At 75.3% G+C, this 17378-nt stretch carries 14 protein-coding genes; 9 read left to right on the top strand and 5 right to left on the bottom strand.

Annotated elements, in window-relative coordinates; translation table 11 throughout:
* Positions 1 to 45 precede the first annotated feature (45 nt).
* Genes IE321_RS20895 through IE321_RS20870 form a run of 5 tightly spaced genes read right to left on the bottom strand, consistent with a single transcriptional unit; the run spans position 46 to position 5911 of the window.
* Positions 46 to 516: a DUF6917 domain-containing protein gene (locus IE321_RS20895; protein WP_226651860.1), complete on the bottom strand. Its 471-nt coding sequence runs from the start codon at positions 514 to 516 to the stop codon at positions 46 to 48.
* On the bottom strand, positions 513 to 1520 hold the full coding sequence (locus tag IE321_RS20890) for a Gfo/Idh/MocA family protein (RefSeq protein ID WP_190224085.1): 1008 nt from the start codon (positions 1518 to 1520) through the stop codon (positions 513 to 515). Before IE321_RS20890 ends, IE321_RS20895 begins: the two co-directional genes overlap by 4 nt.
* Positions 1517 to 2668 carry an Ldh family oxidoreductase gene (locus IE321_RS20885; RefSeq protein WP_190224084.1) on the bottom strand — a complete coding sequence of 384 codons (1152 nt, stop codon included), beginning with the start codon at positions 2666 to 2668 and terminating at the stop codon, positions 1517 to 1519. Before IE321_RS20885 ends, IE321_RS20890 begins: the two co-directional genes overlap by 4 nt.
* Complete coding sequence (locus IE321_RS43055) at positions 2665 to 4896, bottom strand: M20/M25/M40 family metallo-hydrolase (RefSeq protein WP_308439713.1); 2232 nt, start codon at positions 4894 to 4896, stop codon at positions 2665 to 2667. Before IE321_RS43055 ends, IE321_RS20885 begins: the two co-directional genes overlap by 4 nt.
* Positions 4880 to 5911, bottom strand: a complete 1032-nt coding sequence (locus IE321_RS20870) for a Gfo/Idh/MocA family protein (RefSeq protein WP_190224083.1) — start codon at positions 5909 to 5911, stop codon at positions 4880 to 4882. The genes IE321_RS43055 and IE321_RS20870 overlap by 17 nt, the downstream gene beginning before the upstream one ends.
* A 262-nt stretch (positions 5912 to 6173) precedes the next feature.
* Between IE321_RS20870 and IE321_RS20865 the strand changes: the two genes are divergently transcribed.
* The 9 genes from IE321_RS20865 to IE321_RS20825 all read left to right on the top strand — a co-directional run bounded on the left by IE321_RS20865 (position 6174) and on the right by IE321_RS20825 (position 17007).
* Positions 6174 to 7331 (top strand): DegT/DnrJ/EryC1/StrS family aminotransferase, encoded by a 1158-nt coding sequence (locus IE321_RS20865; protein ID WP_226651862.1) that lies wholly within the window; start codon positions 6174 to 6176, stop codon positions 7329 to 7331.
* Entirely contained in the window at positions 7328 to 8503 is a 1176-nt protein-coding gene (locus IE321_RS20860; RefSeq protein ID WP_190224082.1) for a DegT/DnrJ/EryC1/StrS family aminotransferase, read from the top strand. Before IE321_RS20865 ends, IE321_RS20860 begins: the two co-directional genes overlap by 4 nt.
* A 58-nt stretch (positions 8504 to 8561) precedes the next feature.
* The gene (locus IE321_RS20855) at positions 8562 to 9914 is read left to right on the top strand and encodes a protoporphyrinogen/coproporphyrinogen oxidase (protein WP_190224081.1); all 1353 of its coding nucleotides are present in this window, start codon (positions 8562 to 8564) and stop codon (positions 9912 to 9914) included.
* Positions 9911 to 11524 carry a class I adenylate-forming enzyme family protein gene (locus IE321_RS20850; protein ID WP_190224080.1) on the top strand — a complete coding sequence of 538 codons (1614 nt, stop codon included), beginning with the start codon at positions 9911 to 9913 and terminating at the stop codon, positions 11522 to 11524. The genes IE321_RS20855 and IE321_RS20850 overlap by 4 nt, the downstream gene beginning before the upstream one ends.
* A complete protein-coding gene (locus IE321_RS42875; protein WP_190224079.1) occupies positions 11521 to 12375 on the top strand; it encodes a methyltransferase in 855 nt (284 codons plus the stop codon). Before IE321_RS20850 ends, IE321_RS42875 begins: the two co-directional genes overlap by 4 nt.
* Positions 12372 to 13358: a UbiA family prenyltransferase gene (locus IE321_RS20840; protein WP_190224078.1), complete on the top strand. Its 987-nt coding sequence runs from the start codon at positions 12372 to 12374 to the stop codon at positions 13356 to 13358. Before IE321_RS42875 ends, IE321_RS20840 begins: the two co-directional genes overlap by 4 nt.
* A 255-nt stretch (positions 13359 to 13613) precedes the next feature.
* Positions 13614 to 13817, top strand: a complete 204-nt coding sequence (locus tag IE321_RS20835; protein WP_007502648.1) for a cold-shock protein — start codon at positions 13614 to 13616, stop codon at positions 13815 to 13817.
* A gap of 89 nt (positions 13818 to 13906) precedes the next feature.
* Entirely contained in the window at positions 13907 to 15601 is a 1695-nt protein-coding gene (locus IE321_RS20830) for a DEAD/DEAH box helicase (protein ID WP_190224077.1), read from the top strand.
* A 245-nt stretch (positions 15602 to 15846) separates the two neighbouring features.
* Positions 15847 to 17007 (top strand): ROK family transcriptional regulator, encoded by a 1161-nt coding sequence (locus IE321_RS20825; RefSeq protein ID WP_226651864.1) that lies wholly within the window; start codon positions 15847 to 15849, stop codon positions 17005 to 17007.
* Positions 17008 to 17378 lie beyond the last annotated feature (371 nt).

Genomic DNA, 17378 nt, shown 5'->3' with positions numbered 1-17378 from the left:
CCCCCACGGGGGAGCCGGCCGGCCGTTCCTCGTGCACGGGCCCGCTCAGCCGGACGGTTCGAAGACCACGGGGATCTCCGGCGTCAGGCCCAGCGACCGTCCGGTCAGCAGCCGGGGGGCGTGGATCACGACGTTGTAGTGGTTGGGCAGGTGGCAGCCGTCGAAGCCGAGCACGGTGCCGACCGGCTCGCCGCCGATGAGCACCCGGTCCCCCCGGTCGAGGACGCCGCCGTTCTCCAGCTCCACGAAACCGAGGAAGCCGACCCGGTCGACCCGGGCCCCCGGCACGTCGGTCCACCGGTCGGTGGTCAGCAGCTCGTGCACCTCGCCCCGGCGGACGCAGCGGGCCGCGAACGGCTCCAGCTCCATGCCCCGGTCCGTCCGCTCGTGCAGCAGCACCTTGACCAACGTCCCGCGCACCGCGCGCTTGGCGCCGTTCTCGTGCCGGCCGGCGTCCAGGGACGGCGGCGCGGACGGAGACGGAGACGGGGCGGGAAGGGCGGGGGAGGCGGTCATCGGGACTCCGGTCGTGCGGCGGGGAGGGGTTCCCGGGCGGCGCGCGGCGCCGGGAGGGCGGACGCGGCCTCCGCGGCGTAGACGGCGGCGACCAGTTCGAGCGCGGCCAGGCCGCCCTCGACGGCCCGGGACGGATCGGGCAGCTCGCGCAGCGCTGCGACGTCCCGCAGGACGCCCTCGTACTCGTGCCACAGCGACTCCTTGAAGCCGGGCCGGCCGCCCAGCATGTCCGCCGACAGCTCGGTGCCGTCGTCGAGCCGCACCACGACGTCCTTGACCTCGCCGGGGTACGACCAGTCCAGCTCCACCCGCCCCCGTCCGCCCGGCCCGGCCAGCTCGACCACCGCCTGCCGGTCGGTGCCCGCAGCGTCCCGTACGACCTCCGCGGCCACCACCTCCGACGGGGTCTCCCCGAGCAGCAGGCGGACCAGGTCGAAGGCGTTGGGGCCGTTGTCCGCGACGCAGCCGCCGCCGCAGCGCGCCGGGTCCAGGTACCAGGTGTCCGCCCCGATGTGCTCCTCGATCCGCTCCAGGTAGCGCACCGTCACCGACTCCACCCGCACCGGCGCGTCCGGGGCGGGCAGCCGGTCGAGCAGGGCGAGGACCCGGTCGTTGTAGCGGCGGTGGAAGGCCGTGAGGACCGGGACGCCCCGCTCGCGCGAGAGCGCGGCGAGCCGCCGTCCGTCCGCCGCGTCCAGGGCGAGCGGCTTCTCCACGCAGACCGGGACCCCGGCGCGCAGCGCGTCCGCGCACACCTCGGCGTGGGCGTGGTTGGGCACGGCGACGACCAGGGCGTCCAGCGGACCGGCGGCGAGCATCGCCCGGTGGTCGGTGTGGCAGGCGACCCGGCCGCGGAAGGGGTCCAGGGCCTCCTCGCGCAGGTCGCAGACCGCGGCGACCTCCCACTCGGGCATCCGCTCGGCGGCGGCCACGTAGAAGCGGGAGATCACGCCGAGTCCGGCGATGCCCAGGCGCAGCGGGCCGTCCTTCGCGGGCGGGGTCATCGGTCCTCCTCCGGGGCGAGGGGGAGCCGGAGGCCGAGGGCGGTCAGTTCGGCGTGCAGCGCGCCGGAGAGCGGGACGCCCGACGCGCGTCGCCGCTCGGCGCGTTCGGCCTCGGGGTGGCCGGGGTAGCGGACCGGTCCCCGGCCGGGCTGCGGGGGGCAGTCCAGGACGGTGCCGAACATCGCGCGGGCGTCGCCGTCGAAGCCGTCGCGGAGCGCGTCGGGCGCGATCGCCAGGACGAGGAAGCCGATGTCGTCGTCGCTGCCGCCCGGCCGGCCGTCGCCCTCCAGCGCGGCGGGGGCGGGGCCGGTCGCCGCGCCGGGCAGCACGGCGGCCAGCAGCTCCACCGCCAGTCCGAGGCCGAAGCCCTTGAAGGCGCCGGTGGCCGGGGTGCCGCCGAGCCAGCCCAGCCACGCCTCGCCCCGGTCGTAGGCGGCGGCGTCCCGCACCGGGTGTCCGGCGTCGTCGGTGAGCCAGCCCTCGGGCGCCTCCCGCCCGTCGCGGGCCGCCGTGCGCACCCGGCCGGTGGGGACCACGGTGGTGCTCATGTCCAGGACGAACGGGCGCCCCTCGACGGCGGGGGCCGCCACGCTCAGCGGATTGGTCCCCAGCAGGGCGGCGGCGCCGAGCGGCGGACGGGCGATGCGCTGGCCGCCGCAGTTGGAGGCGACCACGCCGATCATGCCCCGGTCGGCGGCCCGCTTGGCGTGGACGCCCGCGCAGCCGAAGTGGGTGGCGCCCCGTACCGACACGAGGCCGATGCCGCAGCGGGCCGCGCGCTCCGCCGCGAGGTCCATCGCCTCCGACGCCGCCCACAGGCCGAGCGCCCGCCGGTGGTCCAGGACCACGCAGGGGCCCAGGTCGCGCAGGACGAGCGGTTCGGCGGCGGGATCGGCGCCGCCGGACTCCAGGAGCGGCCGGTACAGGCGGGCCAGGTTGAACACGCCGTGCGAGTCCATGCCGGTCAGGTCGCCGTAGCAGAGCGCCTCGGCGGCGAGCCGGGCCCGGCCCTCGGGGAGTCCGAGCCGGACGAAGAAGGCGGCGGTCTCGCCGAGCAGGGTCTCGTACGCGACGGTCACCTCCCGCCCCTCACCGGGCGCCGGGCCGGCGCTCCGGGGTACGGCGCCGTCGGACAGCGTGGACGTCATGCGGTTCCTGCTTTCTCGGTGGAGACCGGTGGGGGGCGGTGCTCCGCGCCCGACCGGAGGTCGTCGGCGAAGGCGGTCAGCAGCGCGGCCGTACGGTCCGCGAACGCCTCCAGGTCGGCCAGGTCGATGAACTCGCCCGCCGCGTGCGCCCGGTTGGCGTCCAGCGAGCCCGGGCCGAACACGGTGGTGAAGGCGGAGTCCGCGCCGCCGAGCCAGATCGCGTCACAGGTGAAGCCGGGTTCGTCGTCGGGCCAGCGGGCGATGCCCGCCCGGGCCAGCAGCTCCTCGCCCCAGGCGGGCTGGCCTCCGAGCGCGGGCAGGCCGCGCTTCTCCCACTCCAGCCGGGTGATCCCGGCCGCGTCGGCCGCGGTGCGCGCGAAGAGGGGGATGCCGGAGAAGCGGGCGGTGAAGGCGCGCAGCCCCTCGTCGAGGGCGCGGGCGAGCGCGCGCTCGACGGCGGCTCCGGCCTCGGCGGTGGCGTACGCCAGGTTGAGCAGCAGACTGCCGGTGCCGTGCACCTTGTTGTGCAGCGTGCCGGTGTGCAGCCCGGCGACGCAGACGGTGGGCGGGGGTCCGCCGGCGGGGGACGGGCCGAGGGCGGCGGCGAGGTGCTGGGCCAGGAAGCCCAGCAGCACCGTGGCGTTGTGGCCGGCGCCGGGCCGGTCGTCGATCGCGTCCTCGCCGTGGACGGTGACGCGGGCGGTGGCGGCGGCCGTCGCGCGGGGCAGGTGGCGCAGTCCGGTCGGCTCGCAGAACACGTTGAGCCGGCCGATGTGGCCCGCCTCCACGAGCGGCCGGGTGCCGAAGGTGCCCAGCGCCCCGCCCTCCTCGCCCGCCACCGCCTGCACCAGGACCGTGACGTCCCGGCCGATCGCGGGGCACCGCGCGGCGGCCGCCTCGACACCGGCGAGCAGCGCCACGGCCGGGCCCTTCGCGTCGACGGCGCCCCGGCCGTGGAAGCGGGCCCCGTCGTACGCGGGGGGTTCGCCGCCCGCGACGGTGTCCAGGTGCACGTTGAACATCACCGTGCGCTCCCGGGGCCGTTCGGGGCCGAGGCGCAGCAGCAGGCTGGGCTGGCGCTCCAGGAACGACGGGTCGGCGGCGATCGCGTGCCGTACCGGCCGCGGGGTGTCGTCGCGCAGGACGGCCTCGGGGGCCGGGGAGCCGAGGCGTACGGTCTCGAACCCGATCCGTGCCGCCGCCGTGGCGTAGGCGTGCAGGGCGGCCGTCAGGTGGTGGGGCGCGTCGGGGCCGGTCTCCAGCGGGCCCGCGGTGGGGGTGTGCAGCAGGTGGAGCAGCAGGCCAGTCTCGACCCGGGGCGGCCGGGCGGGCGGTGGGGCCTGGGCGGGGACGGGGGCCGGGGGCGTGGCCGGCGGCGGGACGGACAGGGCGGCCAGGCCGCGGGCGGCCCGGACGAACGGGACGGCCGTGTCGGTGCCCTCGCCCCGGATCCCGGCGTGGGGGACGACCGCGAGATGGGGTTCGAGGGAGTACGCGCCCCGGTAGCCGTGGTCCTCCAGGAGCCGTACGCAGTCGGCGACGCGGGCGGCCCCCTCGCCGGGCAGGGTGTAGACGGCTTCGCCGGGGCGGTCGCCGGGCAGGGCGTCCTTGACGTGGACGTGGGCGACGTGCGGCAGCAGCGGGACGAGGAGCGCGTGGGCGTCGTAGCCGTACGGCACGCCGTTGCCGATGTCGAAGAGGACGCGCAGCGCCGGGCTGTCCACCTCGGAGAGCAGCCGGAGGGTGCGGGAGGCGTCGGAGCCGGCCCAGCCCGCGCAGTTCTCGTGGAGGAGCTCGACGCCCAGCCGCTCCGCGCGGCGGGCCAGCCGGCGCATGCGGTCGATCGCCTCGGCCGCCCACTCCTCCTCGGGCAGTCCGCCGTCGGTCCACGACATGACGCGCAGGCTGCGGCAGCCCAGGACCCGGCCGTGCTCGGCGAGCCGGTCCAGCTCCTCCAGGTCGGCCGAGAAGGGGCCGGTGACCGGACGGGCCCAGTTGCCGATCCGGGAGTCGAGGCAGACCACGCCGAGGCCGGCCGCGTGCAGCCGCGCGGCGGCGTCCCGTACCGCCTCGGCGGACAGGTCGGCCAGCGCCGTGCCGTCGATGCTGCGCAACTCCAGCGCCGACCAGCCCAGTGCGCGGGCGACGGCGATCTGTCCGTCCAGACCGGGCGCGGCCTCGTCGCCGATGCCGGTGATCCGGCCGGTCAGGTCAACGGACCCCGACATGGGGAGCCTCCTTGTGCCGCTCGCCGGCGGGGGAGGCGGCGCACCGCCGTCTGGCCTCGTCGAGGAGCCGGACCACGTCGTCGTGCAGGGCGAAGTCGGCGTCCCAGGTGGGGTCCTCGGCGGGGACGGCGGCGAAGCGGGTGTAGGCGCGGTGCAGGAAGGCGGCCAGCGCGTCGTCGCGGAACACCTCGCGCCGCCCGTCGACGTCGAGCTGGACGTGGTCGTCGGCGTCGCTCGGGGCGAAGTGGGCGACGGCGGTGCCGCGTTCGAAGGTGAGGGCGACCCGGCGCTCCCGCACCGGCGCGGTGAGGTCGGAGTGGATGCGGGTCCGCACGCCGTCGGCGTGGAGCAGTTCGAGGTGCGCGGAGCCGAGGCCGGGGCGCACCGTCTCCCCGAGCCGCAGGTCCGTCAGGCGGGCCCCGGCGACCTCGGCCGGGCCCGCCAGCGACAGGACCAGGGCGAGGGAGTGCGGCAACTCCACGTCGAACGCGGTGGGATGACCGTCGTCGGCGCGCAGCGAACGGGTGAAGCGCGGCTTGTGCTGGGTGACGTCGACCCGCAGCAGCGGTCCGAGCGTGCCCGAGGCGATCAGCGCGCGCAGGCGGTCGGCCAGGCCGGAGGCGGGCCAGTGCGCGACCACGGCGAGGCGCGGTCCGTACCGGGCCCGGAGTCCGGCCACGGCGGCCCGCTCCCGGTCGCCGGTGGCCAGCGGCTTCTCCACGATCAGGTCGCGGTAGCCGGCGGCGCAGAGCTCGGCGAGGACGGCGGGGCGGCTGTCGGGCGGAGTGCACACGTGGACGACGGCGCGCTCCGGGGGGAGCAGGGCCCGCGCCTCGTCCAGGGTCGGGGTCACGGTGACGTCGTCCGGCACCGGGGCCCGCTCGCCGGGCCGGGGGTCGACGGCGACGACGGGCCCCCGCCAGAGGTCCGGCGACCGGTCGCGGGCGGTGCGCAGGGCCCGCAGGTGCAACCCGGAGCCGGCACGGCCCAGTCCGACGATCAGGGGTTGCTTCATACGGCTGTTCCCTTTCGGTGCTTCGGGCGGGGGGCAGCGAAGAATCTCTCCGTACCGCGCGACATCGGTCAAGGAAATCAGAGGCATGATCACCGAGAAGTATGAATTTCCGTGACGGATTCGTGACTCCAATCTTCGTACTGTTACGCTCGCACGGCAGCTTCCATGGGGTGGGCACCGATCCGCCCCTCATCCCTCTCGGGCCCCCTCTCCGGCCCCAGTTGACGCCGACCTTCCGTCGGCCGAGAAGAATTGTTTCCGCGTGACGCGAACCAGCATTCCCTTTTTCTCCCAGGCGAAGACGTTCGAAAAGATCTGGCCCGAACTCCGCGCCGGAGTGGACGAGATTTTCGCCGACGGCAAGTTCTCGCATTCCCGCCAGGTAGGCCGTCTGGAAAAGGCCCTCGCGCAGTACACCGGGGCCCGCCACGTCATCGGGGTGAACAGCGGGACCGACGCCCTCGTCCTGCTCCTCCAGGCGTGCGGACTGCGCCCGGGGGACCGGGTCCTCGTCCCCGCGTACTCCTTCGTCGCCACCGCCAGCTCCGTCGTCCTGGCCGGCGGACGGCCCGTCTTCACGGACATCGACCCGGACACGTACGCCATGCGCCCCGGGACGATCGGCGAAGAGGCGGCGGACGGCGCACGGTTCGTCCTGCCGGTGCACCTCTTCTCCCGGATGGCCGACATGGCGGCCCTCTCCGCCCACGCCGCCGAGCGGGGCCTGATCCTGCTGGAGGACAGCGCCGAGGGCATCGGCATGCGGCAGGACGGCGTCCACGCCGGACTGCACGGACGCGGCGGCGTCCTGTCGTTCTTCCCGAGCAAGACGCTCGGCGCGCTCGGCGACGCCGGAGCCGTCCTCACCGACGACGACGACCTCGCCGAGCACGTGGCCGCGCTCCGGCACCACGGCCGCACCGGGCGCACCCTCGCCCACTTCCCCGGCATCTCCCACGAGACCGTCCACATCGGCCACAACAGCAAGATGGACGACCTCCAGGCCGCGGTCCTGCTCGCCAAACTGGCCGTCCTCGACGAGGACATCCGGCACCGGGCCGCCCTCGCCCGCGCCTACGACGAGGGGCTGCGGGACACACCCGGCATCACCCGGCTGCCCGCCATCACCGGCGCGCCCGACGAGGTCTTCTACGTCTACCTGATCGAGACCGACCGGCGCGACGCCCTCGTCGCCCACCTCCACGACGAGGGCATCGGCACCGAGACGTACTACCCCCGGCCCCTCCACCTCCAGCCCTGCTTCCGGGAACTGGGCCACCGGCCGGGCGACTTCCCCGTCGCCGAGGCGGCCTCCCGCCGCGCCCTCGCCCTGCCCCTCTACGCCGACCTCACCGAGGCCGAGGTGGCCCGGGTCTGCGCCGTCGTCCGCGCGTTCCACACCGGGAAGGTGCCCGCATGACCACCACCAGCGACCGGGGCACCGAAGCCACCGCCGCCCCCGGCGACCGCGTCCCCTTCTTCCCGCCCGACCTCTTCCACGAGGACCGCGACACCCTCCTGCGGCTCCTGTACGAGATCGGCACCGGCGCGGACCAGAAGTTCATCCTCGGCGACCACACCCGCCGCTTCGAGGACGCCCTGCGCGCACGGCTCGGCGCCACCGACGTCATCGCCTGCTCCAGCGGCACCTCCGCCCTCCACCTGATCCTCACCGCCCTCGGCATCGGCCCCGGCGACGAGGTCGTGGTCCCCGCCTTCGGCTGCGCCCCGCTGGCCGCCGCCGTCCTGCACGCGGGCGCCGTCCCCGTCTTCGGCGACATCGACCCCCGCACCCTCACCCTCGACCCCGCCGACGCGGAGGCCCGCGTCGGCACGCGGACCAAGGCGCTCATGCCGGCCCACATGTTCTCCGTCATGGCCGACATGCCCCGCTTCGTCACCCTCGCCGTCACCCACGGCCTCCGGCTGATCGAGGACTCCGCCGTCGCCCAGGGCGCCGTCCTCGACGGCGTCCCCGCCGGACTGTGGGGGGACGCCGGGTTGTACTCCTTCGTCCAGGTCAAGTCCTTCGGGATGCCCGGCGAGGGCGGCGCCGTCGTCACCCGGGACGAGGAGACCGCCCGCACCGTCCGCATGCTCCGCAACCACGGGCAGGACGGCGTCCACCGCGGCCTCCACCACGTGATCGGCGTCAACAGCCGCTTCGACGAGATCCAGGCCGCCTTCCAGCTGCACCGGCTCGCCGGCCTCACCGCCCGCCTGGAACGCCGCGCCCGGATCGCCGCCCACTACACCGAACACCTCGCCGGCCTGCCCGGCCTCACCACCCCGCCGCCCGGCACCGACGGCCGCTGCTACTACGTCTACACCCTGCTCGCCGACGACCGAGACGCCCTGCGCGACCACCTCTCCGCCGCCGGCGTCGACACCCACGTCTACTACCCCAGGACCCTGCCCGAGCAGGCCGCCTTCGCCCCCGTCGCCGCCGCCCGGCCCGGCCCCGGCCTGCCGCACGCCCGGGACGTCGCCCGCCGCCACCTCTCCCTCCCCGTCCACCACCGGCTCACCGACGCCCAGGTCGAGCACGTCACCGAGGCCGTCCGCGCCCACGCCCTGCGCACCCGCCGGTGACCGCACCGCCCCGGACAGGCCGTGCCGCCACCCCCAGCCCCGCACGGAGTACCCCCGCATGACCCCTGATCTCGACATCGCCGTCGTCGGCTCCGGACTCGCCGGACTCGCCGCGGCCCACGAACTCGGCCGCAACGGCCACGAGGTGCGCGTCTTCGAGGCGGCCGACGCCCCCGGCGGCCGGATGCGCAGCGTCCGCCGCGACGGCTACCTCATCGACACCGGGGCCGAGCAGATCTCCGCCCAGGGCTATCGCGCCACCTGGCAGCTGATCCGCAGGGCCGGCCTCACCCCCGACGAGGTGCCCCGGATCGGCCGTCCCATGGCCGTCTGGCGCGGCGGGCGCCCGCACAACGGCGTCGGCGAACCCCGCGCCGTCCTCACCGGCGCCGGACTCGTCCCCACCGCCCGGCCCTCGCTGGCCCGCTTCCTCGCCTGGAGCGGACGCCACCGCGCCGAACTCGACCACGACCACCCCGAGTCCACCCCGCTCGGCTCCGACACCATCGCCGCCGCCGCGCGCCGCTACCACCCCGACCTCCACGACCACCTGCTCCAGCCGCTGTCCTCCGCCTTCTTCGGCTGGGACACCGAGCGCAGCTCGGCCGCGCCCCTGGTCGGGCTGCTCCTCGCCGTCGGCCCCGTCTCGGCCTGGCGCACCTACCGGGGCGGCATGGACCTGCTCGCCACCCGCCTCGCCGCCGGCCTGGACACCCGCTACGGCCTGCCGGTCGAGGAGGTCGCCGACCTCGGGACCCACGCCCGGCTCACCGTCGGCGGCGCCGCCCTCACCGCCCGCGCGGTCGTCCTCGCCGTGCCCGCCCCCGTCGCCGTACGGCTCACCGGAGGCCCCGACCCGGCCGACGCCGGCTACCCGGCCGCCTCCACCTACCGGCCCATGTTCAAGGTCTCCTGCGCCCTCGACCGCCCCCTCGCCCCGCCCGGCGGCGCCTACGCGCTGCTCACCCCGTCGTGCGAGGAGCCGCTGCTCTCCTGCGTCATCGCTGACCACCTCAAGTGCCCGGACCGGGCCCCCGAGGGCCGCGGCCTGATCAGCCTGCTCGCCGCGCCGCGCCGCATCCCCGAACTCGCCGGGGCGAGCGAGGAGGAGGCCGCCCGCAGGCTCACCGACGCCGCCGAGCGGTACGTGCCCGGCCTCGGCGCCGCCCTCACCGCGACCCACGTCCAGCACTGGCCCGAGGCCATGCCCGAACTCACCCCCCGGGCCCTCGCCGTCCGCGCCGCCTTCCTGCGCAGGCCGACGCGCTCCGTCGAGTACGCCGGCGACTGGGTCGCCGCCCGGCCCTCCAGCGAGGGCGCCGCCCGCTCCGGAGCCCTCGCCGCCGCCCGCGTCCTCGCCCACCTCGCCCCGCACCGGGGCCGTACCGCCCGGCAGGAGACCCGCGCATGACCCCCCACGACCTGGGCGTCCTCTTCGACGAACTCGCCGACGCCGGCACCCCCACCCGCTACCACCTCGACCGCCCCTTCGACCTGGCGCCCTCGCCCACCGGCAACGGCGCCACCGAATGGACCGTCCCGGAGCTCGCCCTCCTCGTGCGGGAGACCGCCGGCGCGCTCGCCGCCGCCGGGGCGGGCCCCGGCGACCGGGTCGCGATCGTCAAGGCCAACCACTGGGACTACGACCTCATCGCCTGCGCCGCCATCCGCGTCGGCGCCGTCCCCGTGAAGCTCTCCGACCACCTCGCCCCCGAGGTCCTGCGGGTCCTCCTGGACCGCTGCGCCCCCCGCGTCCTCGTCACCGACCCCGACGTCCTCGGCCGCGACCCGGCGGCCGGCCTCGCCGGCACCGCCCGCACCACGATCGTCGTCGGCCGCCCCGGCGAACCGCCGGCCGGCACCGTCCACCTCGACGAGCTGAGCGGCCACGCCGACCCCGGACCGCACCCCCGCTCCGACGACGACCCCCTGGTCGTCGTCCACACCAGCGGCACCACCGGCGTGCCGAAACTGGTCTCCCACACCACCCGCACCCTCATCCACCACCTGGCCCGGTTCGAGACCCTGCCGACGCCCCGCATCGGCCTGCGCCGCGACGACAGCCTCTTCAACGCCAGCTCCTACGCCCACGGCCGCACCATCTGCTGGACGGCCGTCGCCCCCGTCCGCGGGCCCCGGCACGTCTCCCTCTCCTCCGAGGGCCGCCCCGACACGGCCGACCTGCTGCTGCGCGCCCACCCGCCGACCGTGGTCGAGGCGCTGCCGTCCCGCTACGTACGGCTCCGCCCGCTGACCCGCCGCCTGGACAACCCCTTCCAGGACGTCCGGACCTACATCAGCACCTACGACGCCGTGCACCCCCCGGTCATCCGCTCCTACCTCCAGGCCAGCGCGCGGCGCCGGCCGCTCTGGATGCAGGGCTGGGGACAGAGCGAGACCGGGCCGCTGACCTTCGCCTTCCACACCCGCCGGTCCGTCGCCCGGGCCGCCGACGGCACCGCGACGACCGTGCGCGACCTCGGGCGGCCCGTCCCCCTGAAGACCCGGCTGAAGGCCGTCGACCCCGACACCTTCCTCCCGGTGCCCGCCGGCACCCCCGGACTCATCCTGTGCCGCACCAAGGCCCTCGCCCCGGACTACCCGGGCGAGTCGGAGCGCTGGACGGCCAAGACGCACGGCTCCTGGTGGAACACCGGGGACATCGGGACGATCGCCCGCGACGGCAGCGTCCGGCTCCTCGACCGGGAGGTCGACCACCTCCCGGGCTTCAGCTGCCTCCAGGCCGAGGACATGCTGGAGGACCGGCTCCCCGAGGCCCTGGAAGTCGTCGTCCTGGCCCGGACCGGCGCCGACCCGCTGCCCGTGGTCGTCACCGAGGACGGCACCCTCGCCCCGGAGAGCTGGAAGCGGGCCGCCGACGGGCTCCCGGCGCTCGCCGAACCCGCGGCGGTCGCCTGGGACGACGTCCCGCGCACCGGCACCGGGAAGGTCCGCCGCGCGGCCCTCCTCGAACGGCTGACCGGCAGCACGGAGACCTGCGGCACCGGCCGCTGGACGTGACCGCGCACCCGGCCGCGCCGAGCGGCTACGTCTTCGACAACGACAGCCCGCACAGCGACCGCCACCACGCCTCCCTCGAAGAGGGGCTCGACCCGCTGACGCTCGGCCACCTCCGCGAGGCGGGGGTGGCCCCCGGCATGCGCTGCCTGGAGATCGGAGCCGGGGCGGGCAGCATCTCGCGCGCGCTGCTCCGGATGGTCTCGCCCGGCGGCACCGTCACCGCCACCGACATCAAGCCCGGCCGGATCGCGCCGGAGCCCGGACTGACCGCCCTCGCCCACGACGTCGTCACCGACCCGCTGCCCGAGGAGGCGTACGACGTCGTCGTCGCCCGACTGGTCCTCCAGCACCTGCCCGAGCGGCGGGCGGTCCTGCGGCGGCTGGTCCGCGCGCTGGTGCCCGGCGGGCTGCTCCAGGTCGACGAGTTCGACGCCGGACACGAGCCCTGCCTGCTCGCGCCCTCCCCGGACGACGCCCTGCTGTACGAGCGGTTCACCACGGCCAAGGCGGCGCTGATGCGGGCCGGCGGAGGCGACCCCACCTGGGGCCGCCGGGCGCCCGCCGCGCTGCGCGAGGCGGGCCTGACCGGCCTGCGGATCCGGCCGCACGTGCTCGTACGCGCCCCCGGAACGCCCGCGCTCGGCCTCCAGCTGCACCACCTCGCCCACCTCGCGCCCCGGCTGCGGGAAGGCGGGTTCGACCCCGCCGAACTGGACCGGCTCGGCGCGATCATGCGCTCCCCGGACTTCGCCGCCGCCACCGGCGTCCTCTACTCCGTGCAGGGCCGCAGACCGGCACCCGCGTCCTCCCTCCCCACCCCCCTCTCCACCCCATGCTCCGAGGCGACATGACCGACTCCACGCTCACCACGACCACCGCGCCCGCCGAACCCCCCGCGCCCGCGCCCCGCACCGACAGCAGGCTCCGGACCTACGCGCGCCTCGGCAAGCTGGACGTCTACGACTACTACCTGGGCACCTTCATCGCCCTGTCCGCCGTGCTGCTGCCCGTCGGCACGCTCACCGGGCGCACCGGCGCGCTCTTCGGCGTCTTCCTGGTCGGGCAGGTCTTCCTGCTGATGGCGATGACCGCCTTCGACGACGTCACCGGTTTCCGCGACGGCAGCGACATCACCAACTACGGCCCCGACCACCCGCTGCGCAACGTGAACCGGAAGCCGCTGGTGGCCGGCGCGCTGCGGGTGCCCGAGGCGCTGCGGTTCGCCTGGGTCAGCGCCGTCGCGGCGGCCCTGCTGTTCGCGGTGACCGCCGCCCTGGCCCCGCACCGCCCGGCGTGGACGACGATCGGGCTCGTCGTGCTGTGGGTGGTGACCCTCCAGTACTCGTACGGGGTCAAGCTCAGCTACCACGGCTTCCAGGAGCTGTACCTGGTCGCGCTGGGCTTCGCGCTGGTGATCCTGCCGTACGGCATGGTCACCGGTCGGGCCACCGGGTTCCTGCTGGTCCAGGCGGTCCTCTTCGGCTTCGGGCCGCTGATGTTCGGCGTGTACTCCAACACCAACGACGTCGACGGCGACCGTGCGGTGGGCCGGCCGACGGTGGCCGCCCTGACCTCGGAGCGCGGCAACGCCCGGTTCATCGGCGCGCTGTCCCTCGTCGAGTTCCTGACCGTCGCCGTGGCGAGCCTGACGGGCGTGGCCCCGTGGTGGTTCGTGCTGGTGATGCTGCCCGCCTCCCTGCTGCGGCTGCGGCAGTACCTGCTCGGTTTCCGGGCGGGCGACATCATGCGGGCCCGGCGCACCGGCTTCGCCGTGCACCGGCTCGGCGTGGTCCTGATGATCGTCGCCAATCTGCTGGCGGCCCTCGGCGCGTGAGGGCGGGGCCGGGGCGGGAGACGATACGTATCGTCTCCCGCCCCGGCCGTTCGTCCGGCGGTCCGCGGGGGCCGCGTCCGCCACGCCGGGGTGCGTGTCGATCACCATCCGGCGTCGGGCGTGCTAAAGTGGACTTGTTGCAGTTGTGGTACCCATGAACCTATGTGCGCCTGACCGGAATGCTTTTCCGCGGGCGCATATTTCGTTTTTTCCGGCATCTCCGGATGGGGCCTCTGCCTACAGAAGGAGAAAGTCATGGCACAGGGAACCGTGAAGTGGTTCAACTCGGAAAAGGGCTTCGGCTTCATCGAGCAGGACGGTGGCGGTCCGGACGTGTTCGCCCACTACTCGAACATCGCCACCCAGGGCTTCCGTGAGCTCCAGGAGGGCCAGCGCGTCAGCTTCGACGTGACGCAGGGCCAGAAGGGCCCCCAGGCGGAGAACATCGTCCCCGCCTAATCGTCGGACGCTCGTCCGTCGCTCACCGGGGTTCGCACCTTCGTGGTGCGGACCCCGGTTTGTGCTGTGAGAAGAAAGGCAGAACCCCTATGTCCCGCAGGCCGCCCAGGAAGTCGAACAAGCGAGCCGCCGCCGCTCCCGTCTCGGCTGCCGCCTCCGCGTCCTCCAGTGAATTCCGGATGCCGGAGAGCGCGACGCCCGCCCTCCCCGCCGTGGAGGAGTTCGAGGGCCTCGACATGCCCGCGGGACTGCTGGCGACCCTCACCGCGCAGGGCGTGACCACGCCCTTCCCCATCCAGGGCGCCACCCTGCCCGACTCGCTCGCCGGCCGCGACGTGCTGGCCCGGGGCCGTACCGGCTCCGGCAAGACCCTCGCCTTCGGGCTCGCGCTGCTGGCCAGGACGGCCGGACTGCGAGCCCAGTCCAAGGCGCCGCTCGCGCTGGTCCTGGTGCCCACCCGTGAGCTCGCGCAGCAGGTCACGGACTCCCTGGCGCCGTACGCGACCGCGGTGAACCTCCGGATGACCACCGTCGTCGGCGGGCTCTCGATCACCAAGCAGGCCGCCACCCTGCGGCGCGGCGTCGAGGTGGTCGTGGCCAGCCCCGGCCGGCTCAACGACCTCGTCGAGCGCGGCGACTGCGTCCTCGACGACGTCCGCATCACCGTGCTGGACGAAGCCGACCAGATGACCGACATGGGCTTCCTGCCGCAGATCACCAAGCTGATCAAGCAGGTGCGGGACGACGGGCAGCGGATGCTGTTCTCCGCCACCCTGGACCGCAACATCGACCAGCTGGTCAAGCGCTTCCTGACCGACCCCGTCGTGCACTCCGTCGACCCCTCCGCGGGCGCGGTGACCACGATGGAGCACCACGTGCTCCACGTGCAGGACGTGACCGACAAGAAGGCCGTCACCGCCCGCATCGCGGCCCGCGACGGCCGGGTCATCCTCTTCCTCGACACCAAGCGGTCCGCCGACCGGCTCGCCAAGCGCCTGCTGTCCGTCGGCGTCCGGGCGGCGGCCCTGCACGGCGGCCGCACCCAGCCGCAGCGCAACCGGACGCTGGAGCAGTTCAAGACCGGCCAGGTCACCGCGCTGGTGGCGACGAACGTCGCGGCCCGCGGCATCCACATCGACGACCTCGACCTCGTCGTGAACGTCGACCCGCCGGGCGACCACAAGGACTACCTGCACCGCGGCGGCCGCACCGCCCGGGCCGGCGGCTCCGGCAGCGTCGTCACGCTCGTCCTGCCCGAGCAGAAGCACGAGGTCACCCGGCTGATGCGGGACGCGGGCATCCAGCCCCGGACGACCCGCCTCAGGTCCGGCGACGAGGAGCTGACCACCCTCACCGGCGCCCGCGAGCCGTCCGGCGTCGCGGTCACCATCGAGGTGCCCCAGCAGGCCGCTCCGGCGGCCCCCCGTGCCGGCCGCAAGCCCGAGGACGAGGGCGGCGGCCGTCCGCCCCGCCGGCGTCGTGGCGGCGGTGGCGGGGCCGGTGCCTCGGCGAACGGTGCCGGCTCGGCCGAGGCGCCCGCCAAGACGGGTGGCCGGGGCTCCGGCCGTCGTCCCGCGGCGGGCACCGGCACGAAGACCTCCGGCGGCGCCGGGGCGGCCGGCGGCCGTGCCGCGGCGGCCGGTGGTCGCGGCACCGCCCGGCGTACCGGATCCGCCGGAGCGGCGGCGGGCGCCAAGGGTGACGGTCCCGCCAACTCCGCGCGCGGCGGTGAGCGGCGTCCGCGCCGCCGTACCTCCTCGCAGGGCGGTACGTCCGAGCGCTGAGGCGCCTCCCGCCGATCCGCGGTGTGCCTTCCGGCCGGTTCCCCTCGCGGGGGACCGGCCATCGTCATGCGGTGAGGGCCGTGACGTCCGGGATCCCCTGCGGGAGGAGAGCGCGGCGGAACGCGACACGGGTGTCCCGGGGGGTGTGGGCAGGCGAACGGAACGGAAGTGACCCGACAGTAGGGTCGGCGCGGGGCCGAAATCAATACTGGACTAAGTTATTTATTTGCCGGTACGTTGCCGCCGTGTTTCCGAGCCATGCGCCACCCCTCGTCACCGCACCGGCCGAAACGTCGGTGCTTGCCCTGCTGCTCACCGAAGGCCCGCTGAGCCGGGTCGAGTTGGCGCGCCGGATCGGTCTGTCGTCGACCGCCGTCACCAAGGCCGCCCGGCCGCTCATCGACGACGGCTACCTGCACGAACTCCCGCCCGAGCGCACCGCGCCCGGCGCCGGACGGCCCGTCAACCCGCTGGCCGTCACGGCGGACCGGGAGTTCTTCGCCGGGGTCAAGGTCAGCGCCGACGCCCTCTACGGAGCGGTGTGCGACCTGCGGGCCGGCCTTCGGGCCACCGCGGACCGCCCCCTCGGGGAGGATCGCGGTCCGGCCGCCGTGAGCGCCCTGATCCGGGAGCTGGTGGACGAACTCCTCGACGCCCGGCCGGAGTTCCGCGACCGTACCCGGCGGCTCGGCATCGCCGTCTCCGGCGACGTGGACCGTGCCGCCGGCCGGGTGCGCTACTCGGTGCTCCCCGGCTGGCGGGACGTGCCGCTCGCCGAGACGACGGCCCGGGCCACCGGCCTGGCCGTCGTCGTGGAGAACGACGTCAAGGCCCTCACCGCCGCCGAGCACTGGTTCGGCGAGGGCATCGGCACCGAGTACTTCGCGCTGGTCACCATCGGCGCCGGGATCGGCTCCGGGCTGGTCGTCAACGGACGCCTGATCACCGGGGCGTACGGTGTCGCCGGCGAGATGGGGCACCTCTGCATCGACCCGGCCGGGCCCCGGTGCCACTGCGGCCAGGCGGGCTGCGTCGAGGCGATCGCCTCCAGCGGCGCCATCCTCGCCGCGGTCCGGGCCGGGACGGGCCGCGAGGACCTGGACTTCGACGGCGCCGTGCGGCTCGCCCGCGAGGGGGACCCGGTGGCCCGGGTGGTCTTCGCCCGGGCGGGGCGCGCCATCGGCACCGGGATCGGGATCCTGGTCAATCTGCTCGGGCCCGAGCGGGTCGTCGTCACCGGCGAGGGGCTGGAGACGTACGACCTCTTCGGGGAGCACATCAAGGACTCCTACGCGGAGCACTGCTTCAAGGCCGCGGCGCGGTGTCCGCTGACGCTGCGTCCGCTTCCCTGGGAGGAGTGGGCGAGGGGCGCCGCCGTGCTCGGCGTCCAGGCGCTCTTCCCCTAGGCGGCGGGTCCGTCCCGGACGTCACGGTGCTTCCGTGACGGACGGATATGTCATGGACCTGTCGCCGGAGGCGCGTCCCCGCCGTGCCTCGCCCCTCAGCGGTACATCGTCGAGGGCGTCGCCTCCAGCGGCCTCAAGGGCCGACGCCCCCGAAGAAGACTTCCCGGACACCCCGTCCGGGGCCCGCGGTTCCGCACCACCGCACACCCTCACCCCACTCCTCACGGAGGACATCCCGTGCGATACACCGGACCACCCCGCCCCACCCGCGCCACCGGGCCGGGCAGGCGCACCCTGCCCGCGCTCCTCGCGGTCGCGGACCTGCTCGCCGCCACCGTCCCCGGCGCCACCGCCGCGCCCGCCCCGGCCGG

Origin of the sequence: Streptomyces hydrogenans (assembly GCF_014656075.1) — a bacterium.
Classification (GTDB): Bacteria; Actinomycetota; Actinomycetes; order Streptomycetales; family Streptomycetaceae; genus Streptomyces; species Streptomyces hydrogenans.
This window is presented reverse-complemented; position numbering and strand designations above follow the sequence as displayed.